Source organism: Marinobacterium aestuarii (genome assembly GCF_001651805.1).
GTDB lineage: Bacteria > Pseudomonadota > Gammaproteobacteria > Pseudomonadales > Balneatricaceae > Marinobacterium_A > Marinobacterium_A aestuarii.
In genome coordinates this window covers 1,246,449-1,265,562 of record NZ_CP015839.1, presented here as the reverse complement: position 1 = coordinate 1,265,562, position 19,114 = coordinate 1,246,449, and the positions used below count along the sequence as shown (strand labels likewise).

At 58.1% G+C, this 19,114-nt stretch carries 19 protein-coding genes and 1 tRNA gene; 8 read left to right on the top strand and 12 right to left on the bottom strand.

Going from position 1 to position 19,114, the window contains the following annotated elements; all coding sequences use genetic code 11:
- The first annotated feature begins 97 nt into the window (after window positions 1-97).
- Window positions 98-631 carry an inorganic diphosphatase gene (ppa, locus tag A8C75_RS05550; RefSeq protein ID WP_067298721.1) on the top strand — a complete coding sequence of 178 codons (534 nt, stop codon included), beginning with the start codon at window positions 98-100 and terminating at the stop codon, window positions 629-631.
- A 115-nt stretch (window positions 632-746) separates the two neighbouring features.
- Here the strand turns inward: ppa and A8C75_RS05545 are convergent, their stop codons facing one another.
- The 3 genes from A8C75_RS05545 to A8C75_RS05535 form a co-directional block, all read right to left on the bottom strand.
- On the bottom strand, window positions 747-1,208 hold the full coding sequence (locus A8C75_RS05545; protein WP_067379248.1) for an LEA/WHy family protein: 462 nt from the start codon (window positions 1,206-1,208) through the stop codon (window positions 747-749).
- Window positions 1,209-1,488: 280 nt separating this feature from the next.
- The gene (tdh, locus tag A8C75_RS05540) at window positions 1,489-2,517 is read right to left on the bottom strand and encodes an L-threonine 3-dehydrogenase (protein WP_067379245.1); all 1,029 of its coding nucleotides are present in this window, start codon (window positions 2,515-2,517) and stop codon (window positions 1,489-1,491) included.
- A 36-nt stretch (window positions 2,518-2,553) separates the two neighbouring features.
- A complete protein-coding gene (locus A8C75_RS05535) occupies window positions 2,554-3,756 on the bottom strand; it encodes a glycine C-acetyltransferase (RefSeq protein WP_067379243.1) in 1,203 nt (400 codons plus the stop codon).
- A 159-nt stretch (window positions 3,757-3,915) separates the two neighbouring features.
- Between A8C75_RS05535 and A8C75_RS05530 the strand changes: the two genes are divergently transcribed.
- Entirely contained in the window at window positions 3,916-4,584 is a 669-nt protein-coding gene (locus A8C75_RS05530) for a YceH family protein (protein ID WP_067379240.1), read from the top strand.
- A gap of 122 nt (window positions 4,585-4,706) precedes the next feature.
- Here A8C75_RS05530 and A8C75_RS05525 read toward each other — a convergent pair whose 3' ends face one another.
- Window positions 4,707-5,072: a glycine zipper domain-containing protein gene (locus A8C75_RS05525; protein ID WP_067379239.1), complete on the bottom strand. Its 366-nt coding sequence runs from the start codon at window positions 5,070-5,072 to the stop codon at window positions 4,707-4,709.
- Between the two features lie 526 nt (window positions 5,073-5,598).
- Here A8C75_RS05525 and A8C75_RS05520 point away from each other — a divergent pair.
- Window positions 5,599-6,246, top strand: coding sequence for a glutathione S-transferase family protein (locus A8C75_RS05520; protein ID WP_067379236.1), 648 nt, complete (start codon window positions 5,599-5,601; stop codon window positions 6,244-6,246).
- Window positions 6,247-6,339: 93 nt separating this feature from the next.
- Here the strand turns inward: A8C75_RS05520 and A8C75_RS05515 are convergent, their stop codons facing one another.
- The gene (locus A8C75_RS05515; RefSeq protein ID WP_067379234.1) at window positions 6,340-7,701 is read right to left on the bottom strand and encodes an NCS1 family transporter; all 1,362 of its coding nucleotides are present in this window, start codon (window positions 7,699-7,701) and stop codon (window positions 6,340-6,342) included.
- Between the two features lie 157 nt (window positions 7,702-7,858).
- Window positions 7,859-8,599: an aspartate/glutamate racemase family protein gene (locus A8C75_RS05510; protein WP_067379232.1), complete on the bottom strand. Its 741-nt coding sequence runs from the start codon at window positions 8,597-8,599 to the stop codon at window positions 7,859-7,861.
- A gap of 482 nt (window positions 8,600-9,081) precedes the next feature.
- Here A8C75_RS05510 and A8C75_RS05505 point away from each other — a divergent pair, with 482 nt between their 5' ends.
- The 3 genes from A8C75_RS05505 to A8C75_RS05495 all read left to right on the top strand — a co-directional run bounded on the left by A8C75_RS05505 (window position 9,082) and on the right by A8C75_RS05495 (window position 11,759).
- Window positions 9,082-9,303 carry an acetyltransferase gene (locus A8C75_RS05505; protein ID WP_067379229.1) on the top strand — a complete coding sequence of 74 codons (222 nt, stop codon included), beginning with the start codon at window positions 9,082-9,084 and terminating at the stop codon, window positions 9,301-9,303.
- 291 nt (window positions 9,304-9,594) lie between these two features.
- The gene (locus tag A8C75_RS05500; RefSeq protein WP_067379225.1) at window positions 9,595-9,900 is read left to right on the top strand and encodes an HlyU family transcriptional regulator; all 306 of its coding nucleotides are present in this window, start codon (window positions 9,595-9,597) and stop codon (window positions 9,898-9,900) included.
- A 146-nt stretch (window positions 9,901-10,046) separates the two neighbouring features.
- Complete coding sequence (locus A8C75_RS05495; RefSeq protein ID WP_067379223.1) at window positions 10,047-11,759, top strand: SulP family inorganic anion transporter; 1,713 nt, start codon at window positions 10,047-10,049, stop codon at window positions 11,757-11,759.
- A gap of 3 nt (window positions 11,760-11,762) precedes the next feature.
- Here A8C75_RS05495 and A8C75_RS05490 read toward each other — a convergent pair whose 3' ends face one another.
- The 6 genes from A8C75_RS05490 to ltrA form a co-directional block, all read right to left on the bottom strand.
- Window positions 11,763-13,577, bottom strand: coding sequence for an ABCB family ABC transporter ATP-binding protein/permease (locus A8C75_RS05490; protein WP_067379222.1), 1,815 nt, complete (start codon window positions 13,575-13,577; stop codon window positions 11,763-11,765).
- Window positions 13,578-13,733: 156 nt separating this feature from the next.
- Window positions 13,734-14,249, bottom strand: a complete 516-nt coding sequence (locus A8C75_RS05485; RefSeq protein WP_067379219.1) for a Crp/Fnr family transcriptional regulator — start codon at window positions 14,247-14,249, stop codon at window positions 13,734-13,736.
- A gap of 145 nt (window positions 14,250-14,394) precedes the next feature.
- Window positions 14,395-15,297 (bottom strand): bifunctional methylenetetrahydrofolate dehydrogenase/methenyltetrahydrofolate cyclohydrolase FolD, encoded by a 903-nt coding sequence (gene folD, locus A8C75_RS05480; RefSeq protein WP_067379216.1) that lies wholly within the window; start codon window positions 15,295-15,297, stop codon window positions 14,395-14,397.
- A gap of 66 nt (window positions 15,298-15,363) precedes the next feature.
- A complete protein-coding gene (purU, locus tag A8C75_RS05475; RefSeq protein ID WP_067379214.1) occupies window positions 15,364-16,224 on the bottom strand; it encodes a formyltetrahydrofolate deformylase in 861 nt (286 codons plus the stop codon).
- Between the two features lie 672 nt (window positions 16,225-16,896).
- Window positions 16,897-16,973: transfer RNA gene (locus tag A8C75_RS05470), tRNA-Met, on the bottom strand.
- Window positions 16,974-17,294: 321 nt separating this feature from the next.
- Complete coding sequence (ltrA, locus tag A8C75_RS05465) at window positions 17,295-18,371, bottom strand: group II intron reverse transcriptase/maturase (protein WP_227820002.1); 1,077 nt, start codon at window positions 18,369-18,371, stop codon at window positions 17,295-17,297.
- Between ltrA and A8C75_RS05460 the strand changes: the two genes are divergently transcribed.
- Together A8C75_RS05460 and A8C75_RS05455 are read left to right on the top strand one after the other, a co-directional pair.
- Window positions 18,293-18,637 carry a DUF5372 family protein gene (locus tag A8C75_RS05460; protein WP_227819839.1) on the top strand — a complete coding sequence of 115 codons (345 nt, stop codon included), beginning with the start codon at window positions 18,293-18,295 and terminating at the stop codon, window positions 18,635-18,637. The two genes, ltrA and A8C75_RS05460, sit on opposite strands and share 79 nt — an antisense overlap.
- A 48-nt stretch (window positions 18,638-18,685) precedes the next feature.
- Window positions 18,686-19,018, top strand: a complete 333-nt coding sequence (locus A8C75_RS05455; RefSeq protein WP_067379202.1) for a DUF6788 family protein — start codon at window positions 18,686-18,688, stop codon at window positions 19,016-19,018.
- Window positions 19,019-19,114: the final 96 nt, after the last annotated feature.

The window sequence follows — 19,114 nt, the reverse complement described above, 5'->3', positions numbered from 1 at the left end:
GGCGGCCATAAGTCGAATATAACTGACTGGCCGTCTGTGACTATAATCCCCCACTGCATTCAGTCCCGACCTTTAAACTGCTAACAGGAAGATACGCATGAGCTTTGCTAAAGTGCCTGCCGGTAAAGACCTGCCGAACGATTTGTACGTGATCATCGAAATTCCGGCCCAGAGTTCCCCGGTGAAATACGAGATCGACAAGGACGCCGACGCTGTCTTCGTTGACCGTTTCATGGCTGCTCCCATGTTTTACCCGGCCAACTACGGCTACATCAACAACACCCTGGCCGATGACGGCGATGCGCTGGACGTGCTGGTTCTGACGCCGCACCCGGTCATCACGGGCTCCGTGATTCGCTGCCGTCCTGTCGGCGTGCTGAACATGACCGACGAAGCCGGCGAAGATGCCAAGCTGATCGCCGTGCCCCACGAAAAGCTGAGCCAGGCCTACAACGACGTCAAGGACGTTGAAGACCTGCCCAAGCTGCTGCTGGATCAGATCTCCCACTTCTTCGAGAACTACAAAACTCTCGAAAAAGGCAAGTGGGTCAAGGTTGAAGGCTGGGCGAATGCCGATGCCGCCCGCGCAGCCATCGTTGAGGCCGCCGCTGCCTACGAAGCTGCCAAGTAACCCTTGCGCTTCCTCACCGGGCGGTTGCTTGCAACCGCCCGACACTGCTTTAACCGTGCTTTAAAACCCCGCCAAAAACCGACACTCAGACCAGCACCCGCCGCAGCCTCAGTCGTCAGAGCGTGCCCAGATTCAGCTCACCGCTTTCCACCACATTGACGTAGGGCAGATAAGCACCCAGATCCAGCCGTGCATTCAGCTCATAGGCCACGCTGTCACGCCTGGACTGCAGCAGATCGGTCAGTAATCTGAAACCATTCAGCAGGTCCGCCGTAGCGGTCACACTGAAGTCTGCCTCACCGTAGGCCGGCACCTCGGGCAGATCATTGGCCACGCCATTGAGCAGTTTGCGCCCTTCCAGCGACACCTGATAACTGATGCCCTGCAGGCTGATCGCCTCCCGGTTGGGGTTGATAATATGCAGCCCGATCAGAAAACGCGGCGCCATGCCCTCGGAGGGCACGGATCTAAAAGAAGTTACCGAAACCTGCGGTTTCTCGAAATCAGACTGCACCGCGGCACAGCCACCCAGCATTAGTATCCACAGCACCAGCAGTGCCCGTTTCAGGTTCAGCATTGCTTGAGTCTCCAGCGTGTTCGTTACAGGGGCCACCTCTAGCAGCCTGTCGAACTGGGCCGATCGTAGCGAGGGAAAGTCCGTTTTGAGGCAGTTTTTGAGCTCTTTTGAGGCAAATAGTGGTTCTATTTAACAAAAAAGAGGACGAAAAATGACCAAAGTCGGCTTTTTCGCAGTAGATCAGTGGTAAGTCCGACAGGCTGCTAGGGTGGCTGGTGCTGCACAGTATCGCAGCCCCCGCTCAAACACCACAGCGACACCCCAAGCTGATACCTGCTACCTACTGCGTCCAGTCGAGAATGACCTTGCCACTGAGGCCGGACTGCATGGCGGCAAAGCCCGCCTCGAACTCATCCACCTTGAAGTGATGAGTAATGACCGGCGCCAGGTTGAGTCCGCTTTGCAGCATCGCCACCATCTTGTACCAAGTTTCGAACATCTCACGCCCGTAGATCCCCTTGATCTCCAGCCCCTTGAAAATCACCTGGTTCCAGTCAATCGCCGTATTCCCCGGGGGGATGCCCAGCAGGGCGATCTTGCCGCCGTGATTCATGTGCGCCAGCATGTCGGTGAAAGCCGCCGGCACGCCGGACATCTCCAGCCCGACATCAAAGCCCTCCAGCATGTGCAGGTCCTGCATCACATCAGTCAGCGACTGGCGCTGCACATTTATCGCGCGGGTCGCCCCCATCTGGGTCGCCAACCCCAGGCGGTAGTCGTTTACATCGGTGATCACCACCGTACGTGCCCCCACATGGCGGGCGATGGCCACCGCCATGATGCCAATGGGGCCTGCCCCCGTGATCAGCACATCCTCCCCCACCAGGTTGAAGCTCAGCGCCGTATGGGTAGCATTGCCGAAAGGATCGAAGATGGCCGCCAGGTCGTCGGATACATCCGGCGGAATGCGAAACGCATTGAAGGCGGGAATCACCAGATACTCGGCAAAGGCGCCCTCGCGGTTAACCCCCACTCCCACGGAGTTGCGGCACAGATGACGCCTGCCGGCGCGACAGTTGCGACAGGCACCGCAGGTGATATGCCCCTCCCCCGACACCCGGTCACCGGTCTCGAAGCCGCGTACCTCCTGGCCGATCTTGACGATTTCCCCCACATACTCATGCCCTACGTGCATGGGCACCGGTATTGTTTTTTGCGCCCAGTCGTCCCAGTTCCAGATATGCATGTCGGTGCCGCAGATGGCCGTCTTGCGGATTTTGATCATCACATCGTTATGCCCGACCTTGGGCATGCGGGTACGGATTAAACTAAGCCCGGGGCCGGCTTCCAGCTTGGCCAGCGCTTTCATGGCTCTATCCTCGACTGTATGCTCAAGACTGTATCCTCATGACAACACCCCCAGCGCATGCCCCACCCGGGCAAAGGCGCCTATGGCGGCATCGATCTGGGTATCGGTATGGGCAGCACTCATCTGGGTGCGAATGCGCGCCTTGCCCTTGGGTACCACCGGGAAGCTAAAACCGATCACATAGACGCCTTCCTGCAAGAGTGCATCAGCCATGCGTGCCGCCAGGGCCGCATCACCCAGCATGACGGGAATGATCGGGTGACCGGCACCGCCAAGGGTAAAGCCCGCCGCCTGCAGACCTGTGCGAAAACGTGCCGTATTGCGCTGCAACTGAGCCCGCAGAGCCGCGCCCTCGGCGCTTTCAAGCAGCTGCAGCACCCGCAGTGAGGCGCTGACGATACTGGGTGCCAGGCTGTTGGAAAACAGATAGGGCCGCGACAACTGACGCAGCAGCGCGACTATTTCGCGCCGCCCGGCGGTAAAGCCACCGGACGCCCCTCCGAGCGCCTTGCCCAGGGTGCCTGTGATGATATCGACCCGCCCCTCAACGCCACTGTGCTCCACGGTGCCGCGCCCACCCTTGCCGACAAAGCCCACCGCATGGGAGTCATCCACCATCACCTGGGCACCATAGCGCTCGGCCAGATCACAGATGCCCCGCAGGTCGGCGATCACACCGTCCATGGAAAAGACCCCGTCGGTGGCGATCAGCTTGAAGCGCGCCCCCGCGGCATCGGCGGCTTGCAACTGCGCCTCCAGGTCCGCCATGTCATTGTTGCGATAGCGGTAGCGGGTCGCCTTGCACAGACGCACGCCATCAATGATGGACGCATGATTCAACTCATCGGAGATCACCGCATCCTCAGCTTCAAGCAGTGTCTCGAACAGGCCACCATTGGCATCGAAGCAGCTGGAATAGAGAATGCAGTCCTCGGTACTCAGAAAGGCCGACAGCGCGACTTCCAGATCCTTGTGCGATTGCTGGGTACCACAGATAAAGCGTACCGAGGCCATACCAAAACCCTGGCGCTCCAGCCCCCGGGCGGCAGCCTCAACCAGGCGCTCATCATTCGCGAGTCCAAGGTAGTTGTTGGCGCAGAAGTTAAGTACCTGGTCGCCGCCGGCCAGGCGGATCAGGGGCGACTGCGCACTGTCGATCACCCGCTCGGTCTTGAAAAAGCCCTCGTCACTCAGTGTATCCAGCCGACTCTGCAGCCGGCTCAGAAAGGCATTGTCCATGCTGTACTCCCGCCATAGGCGAATTTCGGGAAAAAACCTGCTGCCAAAACCATAGCAGCCCGCAACCTTAGTCACATGGCTCCCGCGCAAGGCTGGCCAAAGTTCCCGTTTAACTTTACTCTCAAGCACTATCCGTCTGCGGTTGAATAAGGAGTACCCATGGACCTGAATCTGTCGCTCTACCAGACCCGAGTCATAGGCGCGCTGATCGAGAAGGAGATCACCACACCGGATCAGTACCCGCTGTCACTGAACGCCCTCACCCTGGCCTGCAACCAGAAAAGCAACCGCGACCCGGTGCTGGACCTGGATGAAGGCACTGTGCAGCAAACCCTGGATGAACTGACCCAGATGCGCCTGGTCAAGGACGAATCCGGCTTCGGCAGCCGGGTACAAAAATACAAGCACCGCTTCTGCAATACCGAATTCGGCGTACTGCAGTTCAGCGAACAGGAACTGGGCATCCTCTGCGTCATGTTCCTGCGCGGCCCGCAAACCCCCGGCGAACTGCGCACCCGTACCAACCGACTCTGCAGTTTTGACGATGTACTGAAAGTGGAGAAGGTACTGTACAAGCTTATGACCCGGGATGACGGCCCCTTTATCGTCAAGCTTGCACGGGAACCTGGCAAACGGGAGTCGCGCTATGCCCATCTGTTCAATGGCGATATTGAGCCGGGCCAGAAGGCACCGCCTCCCCTGTCGGAGCCCGGCACTGTGCGCGAACCCGAAGACAGCGGCCGCATTGAACAACTGGAACAGGAAGTCGTTGAGCTCAAAGCCAAGGTTGCCGAGCTCGAAGCCCTGCTCGAAGAGCTGACCACCTGATAACCGCAAGCGAGGTACAAGGGGAAAGGGGAAAGGGGAAAGGGGAAATAAAAAATAACAGCTACGCCTGCGCAATAAAAAAGCCGGAAGGGTTTCCCCTTCCGGCTTTTTTATTCGGTCAATTAACAGTGACCTTTCTTGTGCTGTCCCGGCGGGCAAAAGTGCCCACCGTTATGATGATGCTTCTTGTGCTTCTTATGTTTGTGGTCGTGATCATCGTCGTCGTAGTAATAGACTTCGCGGCGCTCATAACTGGATTCACGATAATCACTGCGATGACCCTGAGTATTAATCGAGGTACCCACAGCCGCGCCGACACCGGCTCCGATGATGGCGCCATCACGACCACCCACTTCAGCCCCCAGGGCACCGCCTACTGCACCTCCCAGGGCACCACCGATGGCGGAGTCAACAGTCAGGCTGTTGCCGGCCATTGCCATGGCGGGTAGCAGCGATACAAGCACTATGGCAAACAGAGACTTTTTCATGGGAATCTCCTTCGGGATATCCAGCGTTGTGCGAAACAAAGTCATGCAAAAAAGCTTAATGGAAGCGTTGAATGAACAGCAGTCTCAAGAGTGTAAACAGTTTTAAACTGTGTAGCCTGAGCCTTATTGAAGCAAGCTTCCCTTTTAAATCAGCACCCACTTGAATAGTGCTCATCTAAATAAGACAGGTAGCAATTCGATCAAATAAAAACTGCAGCCCCTGCCTCTCAATAGCGCCTATTTAACAACAGCGACACTGAACAAAACATGAAGGCGCGCATTTTAAACCCGCCCTGCTGCAGATGCCAGACGTCTCGATATACCGACACAGAGGTCGCATACAGATGTTCGGCGACCGCTGCGGGGCTGGCCAGTTTTCCCAATCGGGTCCATGATGATGGCCGGACAGCATTGCGTGGAGCTTTTTGTAGCCAGCCGCGCCAAAGGGAACCAGTCGCCATTGGCACTGTCCCTCTAATGCTCCCGGGCAACTTCAGACCAACCTACCGAGAAGGACCTGTGACCCATGCTCAAACTTCACGGCATCGCACTCAGCAACTACTACAACATCGTCAAGCAGGCCATGCTGGAAAAAGGCATCGCCTTCGAAGAAGTCAGCGCTCCCCCCTCGCAGGACATGAGCTTTCTGGCTAAAAGCCCGATGGGCAAGATCCCCTGCATAGAAACACCCGAGGGTTTTTTGTCCGAGTCACTGGCCATTGCCGAGTACCTGGAAGAAACCCACCCGACCCCAAGCCTGTTGCCCGGCGATGCCTATCAGCGTGCCAAAACACGCGAGATCATCAAGTGTGCAGAGCTGTATCTCGATGGGCCTGCGCGGCGACTGCTGGGGCACGTGATCTTCGGCGCCCCGCTGTCACAGCAAGCCCATGAAGAGGTTCGCCCCGCCCTAGAGAAGGGCATGGCTGCCCTTAAACGCATGGCCCGCTTTGATCCCTGGGTCGCAGGCTCGGAATTCAGCCTTGCCGATATTGCCCTGCTGCATATCATGGGCCTGGTGCTCGCCATCACCAAACCCGTATACGACTGGGACATGCTGGAACAGGAACCTGAACTGGCCGACTGGATGCAACGTGCTGCTGCGCGGGAACACAGCCAGACGGTCATTGCGGCCCAGCAAAAAGTCCGCGACGCCATGGCGAAGAAAAGCTAGGTTCGCGCTGCACTGCAAAACGCCGGCCCTGGGGCCGGCGTTTTGCATTATGCGGGAGTACTCAGTCAAGCCCAGCGCACAGGCCCCCTGCTGTCAGTCACGAAAACGTGCACAGGCCGACCAGTTATTCATCAACAGGTAGTAGGTGACACCGGCTGGAATAAGGCTGGCATACCAGGAAATGGACGAGAACCAGAGCGCAATCACGGCACCGACGAGGGACGCAATGATGGCAGCATAGTTCACACCCCGGTAAGGACCCTTCTCGTCATAGAGCTTCGAAATATCCAGAGTGCGGCGACGCAGGATAAAGTAGTCCACGACCATCACCGCGAAGATCGGCCCCAGAAAAGCAGAGTAAGTCTGAACAAAGGTTTGCAGACCCGCTGAAGACTCTTCCTTCACCAATTCCCAGGGGAAGGTACCAAAGGCCGCCAGACCCACCAGAATAGTGGCAGTGCGAAACTTCAGCTTGAACACATCCATCAGGATATAGGTGGGAGGCACCACGTTGTTCAGCACGTTAGTAGTAACCTGGGCAAAGGCAATAAACAGCAAGGTGGTGATCAGCAGTGCCTGGTTGTCCACCGCACTGGCGAACACCTGAATGGGGTCGGATACACCGGTAGCACCTGAGACCATCAGGCCGATCAAACCCATGAACAGAGTACAGGGCAAAATAGACATGGCGTACAAGGTGGCTAGCAAACCGGGGCCAGTGCCCTTTTTAAGCTCGCGTGAATAGTCACTCACGTTCAGCATCATGGTGCTGTAGATGCCCAGGAACAGCATGGTGGCACCCCAGAACGGCAAGCCCCAGGTACCCTCGATATTCACCAGGTTGGTGGTGATTTCATCGCCGTAGCGATTGATCACGCTGTAGAACATGTACACCAGCGACGCCAGGATGAAAACGCTGCCGAAATTTTCCAGCCACTTGATGCCCTGGAAACCGAGCATCGACAGACCGATCTGCAGAAACTGGAATACCACAAAGTAAAACACCAGATTATCAAAGCCAAACAGACTGGCCGAAACAGCGTTAATGGCACCGGCGCCGATCCAGCTCTGAAAGCCGTACCAGACAATGGCCGGCACTGCCCTCACTAGCCCCGGGAAGCGGGTACCGGCAAAGCCAAAGGCACTGCGCGCCTGCACCATAAAGGGAATACCGTACTTGTAACCAGCAGCGCCGTTGAATGCCAGGGCGATACCGATGACGAAACAGCCGATGGCGATGGCCGCACAGGCCTGCAACAGGTTGAGCGTACCGACGATGCTGGAACCCATGGCAAAGGTACCGATGGAGACACAGCCACCGAACCAGGCTAGCAGGTAGGAAACCCGCCCCATGATTCGGGTTTGTTGCGGCGCCAGCGATTCCTCGCCGGCGGCCTTGGTGTGGGCCGGCTCATCCACCATGGCGGCTCCCGTTAATGCTTGTTCATTTTGCATGATGCTTCCTCATACAACGGGTCTTGGCCCGTATTGTTATTATATTGCAGCTAGGCTGTTTGCTTCCGCACACCCAGCACGACTCCGGTTTACTCGATCACCTTGTTACACGTCTTCTTGTACAGCGGTTGTCACTAATACTGCTTTAGCCAAAAGCTCAGCGCCCAGGCCCGGACAGATACTCGAACTGGCCACTAAAGGCCTTGGGCCGCGGGAAGGCGAGATCCCCGTGTTTGCTGGTACCCAGCCCCAGGCTGACCAGTGATTCCGCCAGTTTCATGGCCGCGGTGACACCCTCGACGATCGGCAGCCCAACTTCGCGACTGATTTGCTCGCGCAGGTCCGCCATTCCACCGCAACCCAGCACGATGGCGCCTATGTTGTCTTCCGCCTTGGCGCGCAGGCATTCCTCGATGATCCTATCCAGCGCGGCATTGCCACCGTCTTCCAGATCCAGCACCGGAATCTCCGCCGCCCGAACCCGCCGACAGTGATGGGCAAAGCCGTAGGACTGCAGCAGGTGTTCGGCGATGATGCCGGTGCGACCCAGGGTCGTGACGATGGAAAAGCGGGTGCTGATCAGCGTGGCCATGTGAAACGCAGCTTCTGCAATCCCGATCACCGGCGCCCGTGTCAGCTCCCGTGCCGCCAGCAGCCCCGGATCACCAAAGCAGGCAATGATGTAGGCGTCTGCCTGCTCGAGTTCGCCGGCTCGTACTTCCTCCAGTACGCCCACGGCGCTGATGGCCTCGTCAAAATGGCTCTCGATAGACGCAGGACCACTGCGCGGATTGGTGGCAACCACCCGGGTGCCAGGGGCCGCTATCTGCTGTGCAGCCTCACCGATTTTCTCGGTCATGCTCGCCGTTGTATTTGGATTTATTACGCGAATTTGCATCGTCACTCTCTCGCTTGGTTGAGGTGCCTGTGTAGTTTTACAAAAAAACAATTCAATACACAATATTTAAAACATAATCGTTAACAATAATGTTTTGTGATAATAAGTTCGGTATCGCAGACCGTTCAAACGCCAGGCCAGGCCGCCAGAAAGACCGTAAAGCCTTTCGCATCAGTTGGTTAAAGATAAGGAAAGAGCCTGAAAACCGGCGTAGCACCAGCGCCAGCAGCCCCATTTACATGAAGCGTCTGCATGAGAAACCACGATCTGTGATAAAAAACTCTCGCTATCGCACACGCAATACCAGGCCCCAAACCTAAGAACGCGGCACTAGGCAAGGGATGCACTGCGTTCCAAATCAACATCACCTATGCTGTGTTAAAGGCTTTGGCGCAGGCTCTCACTCAAGCCAAGAGGTTAGGTTTGAGCGATAGCAGCGGCGACCCAGGCTTAACAATCAGCATTAGCAGGAGGCGTGCGTCATGTTCCTGAAACAAAAATCCACGGGTAACATGGTGGAGGTTCTCGCCCTGACAGACCTGTTCAATCCATTTACGCTCTCCATTTCCGGCCGCTACAATCATGGCGAGGAAGCGCAGGATCCCGAGGACTTCGACAAGGGCGATCTGATTTTCCTCTCCGGTGAAAGCCTGCCGCGCTGCTGGACAGACTCCCATTACCGCGACGATGAGCTCAGGCGCTGAGGCGATTAGCAGCCTGTCGGACTTAACACTGATCTACTGCGGAAAAGCCGACTTTGGTTATTTCTTGTTCTCTTTATTGTTGAATAGAACCACTATTTGCCTCAAAAGAGCTCAAAAACTAACTCAAATCGGCCTTTCCCTCGCTACGACCGGCCAAGCCCAACAGGCTGCTAGATTCCCTTGCCTCCGCCCCTGCCAGAGGCTACCGTCTGACCACAGCTGCAGCACGCAAACGCCCCTCATGGACGCCAGGCTGCACACACATCATCAAAAACTGAACAGGAGAGCCAGATGGGTCTGGGTGCATTACTGAAAAAGATATTGGGTGCAGGCGACAGCGGCCAGGGCGAGAAAGCCGAAAGCCTCGGCGAGCCCATTGAATACAAGGGATATGAGATCTTTCTGCAGCCGCGCAGTCTGGGCGGGCAATTTGGCGTCGGCGGCCTGATTCGCAAAACAGTGGATGGCGAAGTCCGCGAGCATGTCTTTATTCGCGCAGATCAGGCCCCCAGCCGAGACCTGTGCAACGAAATCACCCTGCAAAAAGCCAGGAACGCCATCGATACCCTGGGCGACAGCCTGTTCCCGAAAAGCTGAGCCCCTGCCGGATGGACCTGCAGCAGGGTCTGCCCAGACTTCTGTCTCTATCATCACTGCCAACATTCAACAAAAGAATAAGCTTATCGCTAAATTGAATATGCGCTAAGCTGATGTCCTCCTGTCAGCCAAGTACCCGGTGCGCCATGCAACGTTATTTCCCCATACTGCAGTGGCTGCCCGGCTACAAGTGCGCGGACCTGGCCGCCGATCTGCTGGCGGCCGTTATCGTTACCATCATGCTGATTCCGCAGTCACTGGCCTACGCCCTGCTGGCGGGCCTGCCGGCCGAAGCCGGCCTTTACGCCAGCATACTGCCGCTGATCGCCTATGCCCTTTTTGGCACCAGCCGCACCCTGGCGGTGGGCCCGGTGGCCGTGGTGTCACTGATGACCGCCGCCGTGGTGGGACAGATCGCACTGCAGGGCAGCATCGGCTACCTCAACGCGGCCATCCTGCTGGCACTGATCAGCGGCCTGATGCTGTTGACCATGGGGCTGCTGCGACTCGGATTTGTCGCCAATTTTCTGAGTCATCCGGTGATATCGGGGTTTATTTCAGCATCTGGCCTGATCATCGCCGCCAGCCAGCTGCAGCACCTGCTGGGGGTTGAAGCCTCGGGGCACAACCTGTGGGAACTGCTGCAAAGCCTGTGGCAAAGCCGCCACGATATTCACACCATCACGCTCGCGCTTGGCGCCGGATCTGTGCTGTTTCTGCTGCTGGTACGACGTGGACTCAAGCCCGCACTGTTACGCCTTGGATGCCCAGTATCGCTTGCGGACCTGATCGCCAAAGCCGGCCCGATTATCACCGTGATCGGTGCCACCGCCCTGACCGCCTGGCTCAATCTGGATACCCAGGGGCTGCGTATTCTCGGCGCGGTACCGGCCGGCCTGCCCGCGCTAACAATTCCTCATGTGTCGCTGGCGCTGCTTGAGCAGCTATGGCTACCGGCACTGCTGATCAGCACCATCGGCTTTGTAGAGTCCGTTTCGGTGGCGCAAACTCTCGCCGCCAAGCGCCGCCAGCGCATAGATCCGGACCAGGAACTGATTGGCCTTGGGGCCTGCAATATTGCCTCCTCGCTGTCCGGCGGCTTCCCGGTGACCGGCGGCTTTTCCCGCTCAGTGGTAAATTTCGATGCCGGGGCCGCCACCCCTGCCGCAGGCGCCTTTACCGCGGTCGGGATTGCGCTGGCGACACTCTTTCTGACACCACTGATTTACTTCCTGCCACTCAGCGTACTGGCCGCGACCATCATGGTGGCCGTACTCAGCCTGGTGGACCTGGGTGCCATTGCACGCACCTGGCGCTACTCACGCCATGATGGCCTGGCGCTACTGGCCACCCTGTTGGCAACCTTGCTCACAGGCGTGACCTCGGGGGTTATCATCGGTGTTGTGCTGTCACTGCTGCTCTACCTGCACCGCACCAGCCGTCCCCACAGCGCCATTGTCGGCCGGGTACCCGACAGCGAACACTTTCGCAATGTACAGCGCCACGCGGTGGAAACTGACCCGGCGCTCTGTATTCTGCGCATCGATGAAGGGCTCTATTTTGCCAATACCCGCTTTCTGGAAGACCGTATCTACGCTCAGATGGCGACGCAGAAAACACTGCGGCACCTGATTCTGATGTGCCCTGCGGTGAACCATATAGACGCTTCGGCACTGGAAGCACTGGAGGCCATTAACGCCCGTCTGCAGGACGCAGGCATTGAATTGCACCTGAGCGAGGTCAAGGGGCCTGTGACGGATGCGCTGCGCAACAGTGACTTCCTGCAGCACCTGAGCGGGCGCATCTTTCTGAGCACCTACCAGGCCTGGAAAGCTCTTCACGACAGCCTGCCCGACTGACGGCTAACCGACCACTTCGTCACCGGCGGGTTCATGCTGTTTTTGCTGCTGCTGAATCTGCCACAGGTGCGCATAGCTGCCGCCTTGCGCCAGCAGCGCCTCGTGACTGCCCTGCTCAACGATACGTCCTTCCTGCATCACGACAATATGGTCCGCATCGACGATGGTGGACAGGCGATGGGCGATAACCAGGCTTGTCTGGCCGCGGGAAACCTCGCGAATGGCCTGCAGAATACTGCGCTCCGAACGGCTGTCCAGGGATGAGGTCGCCTCGTCGAACACCAGAATGGGCGGGCGCTTGAGAATGGTGCGGGCGATGGCGACGCGCTGCTTTTCACCGCCGCTGAGCTTGAGTCCACGCTCACCCACCAGGGTATCGTGCCCGTTGGGCAGGCGGGCGATAAAATCATCCAGATGCGCCAGCCGAATGGCTTCTTTCACCTCAGCTTCGGTGGCATCAATACGGCCATAGCGAATATTTTCATAGATAGAGGCGTTAAACAGAACCGTATCCTGCGGCACTATGCCGATGGCGCGGCGCAGGGAGTCCTGGCTCACCGAGCGGATATCCTGGCCGTCAATCAGCACAGTACCGGCGCCCACGTCGTAAAACCGGAACAGCAGCTTTACCAGGGTCGACTTGCCGGAGCCGCTGGCCCCCACCACCGCCACCTTCTGTCGCGGCCGCACACGCAGGTTGATGCCATCGAGTATCTGCCGCTCAGGCCCATAACCAAAATCCACCGAACGGAACTCGATCTCGCCGCGACTGATCTGCAGCGCTTTGGCTTCCGCAGCATCCTGGATCGCAGGCGCCCGGCGCATCAGGGCAAACATGCGCTCGATATTGGCCAGGGAGCCCTTCATTTCCCGATAGACGAAACCCAGAAAATTCAGCGGCATAAACAGCTGCATCATAAAGGCATTGATCAGTACGAAGTCGCCCAGCGTCATATTGCCTGCTACCACATTGCGCCCGGCCAGCACCATCATGGCGGTCATCGCCAGACCAATAATCAGCGCCTGACCGCCGTTTAGAGCAAAGAGCGTCAGGCGATTCTTGCGCCTGGCCACTTCCCACTCCTCCAGATCCCGGTCGTAGCGGCCGGCTTCGTAGCCCTCGTTGGTGAAGTACTTCACCGTTTCGTAGTTCAGCAGGCTGTCCACGGCCCGGGAGTTGCTTTGCGAATCGGCCTTGTTGGCAGCCCGCACATAACCGGTACGCCAGTCCGTGGCGACCACCGAATAGGCTACATAGGCCACCACGGCAACCAGTGTAATCAGGGCAAACCAGGCGGAATAGTTGTACAGCAGCAGGCCTATCACCAGGGCAATTTCCAGCAGTGTCGGCACTATGTTGAACACCATGAAACGCATCAGGAAACTGACGCCGGACACGCCGCGCTCGATATCCCGCGACAGGCCGCCGGTGCTGCGATTCAGGTGAAAATCCAGCTCCAGCGCATGCAGATGGTTGAATACCGCAAGGCCAATGCGACGCATGGCCCGCTCGGTTACGCGACCGAAGAGGGTGTCGCGGATCTCGCCAAAGAGCACATTCACAAACCGCACCGAGCCATAGGCCAGCAACAGGCCCAGGGGCAGCGCCACCAGGGTGCCGGCACCGGCGTCCATGGCATCCACTATATGCTTGAGAATAAAGGGCATGCCGACGCTGGCAACCTTGGCCGCCACCAGACAGCCCAGCGCCAGCAGAATGCGGCTGCGGTATTCCAGCAGATAGGGAATCAGCGCCTTGAGGGTTTGCAGATTGATGCTGGAATCGTCCGCCTCCGGATGATAGGAGCGATGTTTCATAGCGCGGCCCTGCTGATGGGTGAAAAGAGTCTGAGGTCAGCCATCATACCCGCTGCGGCGCGCAGGGTAGACGCAGGCTCAGTAATAAGTAGCAGCATGAGTCAGAGGATTCATCAGGGAGTTGAGCTCAGGACCCGTCACAGGAGCACGGCAGGGTCAGTCACTGGAGGTTGTCTCATCCTGCGGAGACTGCCAGCCAATACTCTGGCCAATCACATTCTCCAGCAGCGCGATCTCCCGCGACAGCTCGCGCGACAAGTTGATCATCATGAGGCCAAAGTCGGCGGGGAACAGCGTATGCAGATCGAAAAACAGCGCGCTGCCGATCTCCAGCACCACCACGTCCTCGCCAGCCACCGCGGTACCTGAACGGGCGTGCAGCCCAATCATGCCATCGAAACCCAGCAGCTCGCCGCGCTGAAAATGCCGCGTCAGTACATCCTGCCCCTCGGACTGCTTGTAGAAACTCAGATCCCCGTGCAGCACTACATAAAATTCGGCCGCAGGATCCCCTGCGCGGTACAGCAGGTCACCCCGATGCAACTGCAACAAACGCCCGCCGCAGAGCAGAAAGCGCACCGAGTCTTCGGACAGGGCACCAAAGGTGGAGAGTTCGTGAAAATAGGCTCGACCGAGCCATTGCGTGACAAAGTCGACATCCAGCGTTTTCATCTGCAATATCCTGCGTTGTCCTGTCTATAAAACAGCTGAGTGACAACTTTGACTATAGTGCCTCAAACGCAGGATATTCCAGCAATAACCGCGCGCCCCTGGCAATGCCCAGGCACGCAGGGAGTGTGGCAAATACGTGCTGCGCTCAGGCCCGGCGCAACTGTGCCGCCGTCAGGGTATTGCGCAGCAGGCAGGCCACCGTCATGGGACCAATGCCACCCGGCACCGGCGTCAGGGCGCCCGCTACGGCGCTGGCGGCAGCAAAATCGACATCGCCGACCAGGCGGCCGTTGCCGGCCTCGTCTTGCAGCCGATTGATGCCCACATCCAGCACAGTGGCGCCGGGCTTGATGTGATCCGCCGTAATCATGCCGGGACGTCCCACGGCCACCACCAGAATATCCGCCTGGCGACACTCCGCGGCCAGATCGCGGCTGCGCGAATGCACAGTCGTCACCGTGCAATTGGCGTTGAGCAACAACTGGCCCATGGGTTTGCCGACGATATTGGAGCGACCCACCACCACCGCCTTGAGACCGGACAGGTCACCGAGGCGGTCCTGCAGCAGCAACAGGCAGCCCAGTGGCGTACAGGGCACCAGTGACGGCTGACCGGCACTGAGGCGCCCGACATTAACGGGATGGAACCCATCCACGTCCTTGGCAGGATCTATAGCCTCGATCACTGCCGACTCGTCCAGCCCGGCGGGCAGCGGCAACTGCACCAGAATACCGTCGACGGAGTCGTCCGCATTCAGTGCGTCGATCAGGGCCAGCAGCTGCGCCTGGGTCGTGGTGACATCCAGCAGGTGCGCAAAGGACTCAATACCGGCTTCCGCGGCCTGGCGCACCTTGGTACGCACATACACCTGACTGGCGGCATCAGACCCCACCAGCACGACCGCAAGCCCGGGCCGACGCCCCTCTACAGCGCTAAATGCCTCTGCCCCGCTTTTGACTTGGCCCCGCACCTGGGCGGCAAAAGCCTTGCCATCAATCAGGGCGGCCTTAGGGCTGGTCAGTTGCTGATGCTGTGCGAGTTCGCTCATCTGTTGTTCCCTTGTTCTGCAGGTTGTCATGGGCCCGCGCAGGCCCATTAGCACCCAGCTTCTGTTCTAAAAAACGACGGTGCGCAGTCCGTTCTGAAACACGCGGCGGCGCACATGATACTTCACAGCACGGGCCAGTGTCTGGGCTTCCATATCACGACCAACCTGGGTCAGGTGCTGCGGGTCATGGCCATGGTCGACGCGCTCCACCATCTGCTCAATGATCGGGCCTTCATCCAGATCCCCGGTTACATAGTGCGCCGTGGCACCGATCAGCTTCACACCGCGCTCATAGGCCTGGTAATAGGGTTTGGCGCCCTTGAAGCCCGGCAGGAAGGAGTGGTGGATATTGATGCAGCGCCCGGCCAGTGCCGTGCACAGCGTATCGGTCAACACCTGCATGTAGCGCGCCAGCACCACCAGCTCGGTGCCGGTGTCTTCGACCAGTTGCAGCAAGGCCGCTTCCTGCTCGACCTTGCTGGCCTTGGTCACCGGCAGGTACACAAAGGGGATGCCCTCACGCTCGGCCATGTAACGCAGATCTTCGTGATTGGATACCACCGCCGTGATCTCGATATTCAGCTCGCCGGTGGCACGGCGATAGAGCAGATCACGCAGGCAATGGTCATATTTGGAAACCATGATCAGCACCTTGGCAGGCTCGGTGGCATCATGGATTTCCCACTCCATATCAAAGCGCAGTGCCGTAACCTCGAACGCCGCTTTCACCTGTTCAACACTGGGCTTCTGGCTACCTTCGAAAACGAACTCGATGGTCGAAAAAAAGCGCCCCGTGTTCAGGTCATCGTACTGATGCAGCTCCTTGATAAAACAACCGCGATCCGCCATGAAGTTACCTATGGCGGCAACGATACCAACGCGGCCGGGGCAGGATACCCGGAGGATGTAAGCGGGCTTGTCTTTCATTAGGGTTCTCTTTGTCTGGTAATACGTTGTACAGGCGCACCTATCTTACCAGCCTCCCAGGCTCGATGGTGACTGAGAGCGAAGCCATCCTTCGCCACCGCGCACAAAAAACCGGCCTGCCCACCTCATAACCACAAAAGGCCGCAATCATCCGACTCCAGCCTTATATCCAACCCCATGAGCGACACCCGCGCTCCTACCCACGACCTTCGCTGCAGCTATAAAGAGCGAGCCCGACGCTTTACACTCTTGCTGCTCACTGCTCAGCAACAAAAAAGGCCCGAAATCTTTCGACTTCAGACCTTTTTCGTTTAGCTAAAAATTACAAATATTCAGCGTCTAAATATGCTAGCGGGGACAGGATTTTAACCTGTGACCTTCGCCCGGGGTTATAAAGAGCGAGCCCGACGATTTTATTTTTTCCGTACAAACACAAAAAAGGCTCGAAGTTTCATCAACTTCGAGCCTTTTTTGTAAAGCCAATAATACTAATTACCGACTTAAAAATATGGTAGCGGGGACAGGATTTGAACCTATGACCTTCGCCCGGGGTTATAAAGAGCGAGCCCGACGATTTTATTTTTTCCGTACAAACACAAAAAAGGCTCGAAGTTTCATCAACTTCGAGCCTTTTTTGTAAAGCCAATAATACTAATTACCGACTTAAAAATATGGTAGCGGGGACAGGATTTGAACCTATGACCTTCGGGTTATGAGCCCGACGAGCTACCAGACTGCTCCACCCCGCATCAACGTGGGGCGTATAATATAGAGGCCCAACCGCAAGCGCAACCCCCTTATCGAGCCCTCACACGCTTTATTTCGAAAGAACCGCTCAAAACCAACAATTTCATGATTTTAAACGAAAAATACCTGCAGCCCTTCCGGCATCCAGCCCCTCTCCAGCCCAGGAAGCGGGGACAGGATTTGAACCTATGACCTTCGCCTTGGGTTATAAAGAGCGAGCTCGGCGTCTGCTTTGCCCCTCTACTAACGACAATCGAGTAGGAGGAGGCCTCACGGCCTCCGTCCTCTCACACCACCGTACGTACGGTTCCGTATACGGCGGTTCATGTCATACTTTTGAGCCGATGGTATTGAGCCATTAGCGATACCAGTCCGATTCGATCAAACACCTTTTTTGGCAACGCCTGATTCAGATGCGAGGCGCCTGAGTTCCACCACGGGCCCCGCCCATTGGTGGCACTGCGCCACGCGCGTTCTTCAGACAACCCCAACCGCATCAGCATCTTGGCGCGGGTGAACGGGCGCTTCCACTGACGCCACAGGATCTTGCGCAGGTGGCGGCGGATCCAGCCGTCCAGCTGCTCAAAGACCCCCTTCACGTCCGCATGTCGGAAGTAGTTCACCCAGCCCCGCAGTTTCGGGGACAGCATCTCCACCGTCCGGTAGATCTTCCGTCCCCGGCCTTTGCGGAACGCCAGCTTCAAGGCGCTCTTAAGCCGTTCAAGTGGTTTTTCGGCGACCTTCAAGCGGATATTCCGCTGGCGCGTGTCGACCGTATAACCGAGGAAGCTGCGCTTCCATGGCCGGTCCACCGCGCTCTTGGCACGGTTTACCTTGAGCTTTAGGCGCGTCTCGAGGAATCCGGTCAAAGAAGCCAGAACACGCTCGCCGGCTCGCTGACTATGCACATAGATGTTGCAGTCATCCGCGTAACGACAGAAGCGATGCCCTCTGCGCTCCAGTTCCCGATCCAGATCGGTCAACAGGATATTGGACAGCAGCGGCGAGAGCGGGCCGCCTTGCGGCGTGCCTTCCTGCCGCACTGCCACTATCCCACCCTCAAGAATGCCGGCCTGAAGATAGGCCCGGATCAGCTTCAGCACCCCTTTGTCCTTGACCCTGCGTGCAACCCGGGACATCAGGATGTCGTGGTTCACACAGTCAAAGAACTGCTCCAGGTCGACGTCGACCACCCAGCGGCGACCTTCTTCCATATAAGTACGGGCTTGCTGGACCGCTTGCGCGGCACTGCGGCCCGGACGGAAGCCGTAGCTGTGCGCCGAGAACGTCGGCTCGAACACTGGGCTCAGTACCTGATGCAATGCCTGCTGGATCAGGCGGTCGAGGACACTGGGGACGGTCATCGCGAACTGCACTGGCGCACAATGCGGTTTTGGGATCGGCCACCATCACCCACCCTTTCCATCCCTTGCACGGACGCTACCTCGAAGCCCTAAAGACCCGGCGTGTCTCCGGCATCGAGACACTCATGCTCCGGCACCCGGAGCTCGCCACCTTCGCCGTACCTCGCGAATGGACCGACTGGGGCGAGCCATCGCCCGGCGGCACGCCTGATGGACCTGCCCTGCTGGCCGAGTTCGACGCACTGCTCCAGCTTGCTGAACTTGTGGAAGCCCTGGCGCCCAACAGGAGGGTTGACGAATGAGCACAGCTGAACCAATATCAGACCAGTTAATAACGTGGTCTGATAGGCATGCAGGACAAGGCCTCGGCGAGCCTGCGCCGGCGCCGCAAGGCGCTACTACGTCAGCTTCCGCCATTGGAAGCCGTGCTGCGCGGCTCGCTCATCGAACGCTACAAACGCTGTGGCAAACCCGGCTGCAAATGCGCCAAAGGCCCCGGTCACGGCCCCAAGTATTATCTCTCCGTCAGTCGCACCGGGGCGCGGCCGCAGATGGATTACGTGCCGCAGGACTATCAAGCCCAAGTGACCGCGTACCTGGACAACTACCGGCGCATTCGCGAGATCCTCGACGAACTCTGTGCGATCAACCGCGAACTGCTCCACCGCCGCGAGGCGTTCTGAGCCATGCCGGCGAGCGACGCCCCCACGACGCTCACCGAGACCCTCGACTTGGCCCTAGCCACCACCCTCATCGCCAACATGCTCGAAGCCTGGCTC

What these genes read in the sequence shown, in the direction of transcription:
- ppa (WP_067298721.1), top strand. Translation starts at nt 98, where the DNA reads ATGAGCTTTGCTAAAGTGCCTGCCGGTAAAGACCTGCCGAACGATTTG.
- A8C75_RS05545 (WP_067379248.1), bottom strand. Translation starts at nt 1,208, where the DNA reads ATGCTGAACCTGAAACGGGCACTGCTGGTGCTGTGGATACTAATGCTG.
- tdh (WP_067379245.1), bottom strand. Translation starts at nt 2,517, where the DNA reads ATGAAAGCGCTGGCCAAGCTGGAAGCCGGCCCCGGGCTTAGTTTAATC.
- A8C75_RS05535 (WP_067379243.1), bottom strand. Translation starts at nt 3,756, where the DNA reads ATGGACAATGCCTTTCTGAGCCGGCTGCAGAGTCGGCTGGATACACTG.
- A8C75_RS05530 (WP_067379240.1), top strand. Translation starts at nt 3,916, where the DNA reads ATGGACCTGAATCTGTCGCTCTACCAGACCCGAGTCATAGGCGCGCTG.
- A8C75_RS05525 (WP_067379239.1), bottom strand. Translation starts at nt 5,072, where the DNA reads ATGAAAAAGTCTCTGTTTGCCATAGTGCTTGTATCGCTGCTACCCGCC.
- A8C75_RS05520 (WP_067379236.1), top strand. Translation starts at nt 5,599, where the DNA reads ATGCTCAAACTTCACGGCATCGCACTCAGCAACTACTACAACATCGTC.
- A8C75_RS05515 (WP_067379234.1), bottom strand. Translation starts at nt 7,701, where the DNA reads ATGCAAAATGAACAAGCATTAACGGGAGCCGCCATGGTGGATGAGCCG.
- A8C75_RS05510 (WP_067379232.1), bottom strand. Translation starts at nt 8,599, where the DNA reads ATGCAAATTCGCGTAATAAATCCAAATACAACGGCGAGCATGACCGAG.
- A8C75_RS05505 (WP_067379229.1), top strand. Translation starts at nt 9,082, where the DNA reads ATGTTCCTGAAACAAAAATCCACGGGTAACATGGTGGAGGTTCTCGCC.
- A8C75_RS05500 (WP_067379225.1), top strand. Translation starts at nt 9,595, where the DNA reads ATGGGTCTGGGTGCATTACTGAAAAAGATATTGGGTGCAGGCGACAGC.
- A8C75_RS05495 (WP_067379223.1), top strand. Translation starts at nt 10,047, where the DNA reads ATGCAACGTTATTTCCCCATACTGCAGTGGCTGCCCGGCTACAAGTGC.
- A8C75_RS05490 (WP_067379222.1), bottom strand. Translation starts at nt 13,577, where the DNA reads ATGAAACATCGCTCCTATCATCCGGAGGCGGACGATTCCAGCATCAAT.
- A8C75_RS05485 (WP_067379219.1), bottom strand. Translation starts at nt 14,249, where the DNA reads ATGAAAACGCTGGATGTCGACTTTGTCACGCAATGGCTCGGTCGAGCC.
- folD (WP_067379216.1), bottom strand. Translation starts at nt 15,297, where the DNA reads ATGAGCGAACTCGCACAGCATCAGCAACTGACCAGCCCTAAGGCCGCC.
- purU (WP_067379214.1), bottom strand. Translation starts at nt 16,224, where the DNA reads ATGAAAGACAAGCCCGCTTACATCCTCCGGGTATCCTGCCCCGGCCGC.
- A8C75_RS05460 (WP_227819839.1), top strand. Translation starts at nt 18,293, where the DNA reads ATGCCTGCTGGATCAGGCGGTCGAGGACACTGGGGACGGTCATCGCGA.
- A8C75_RS05455 (WP_067379202.1), top strand. Translation starts at nt 18,686, where the DNA reads ATGCAGGACAAGGCCTCGGCGAGCCTGCGCCGGCGCCGCAAGGCGCTA.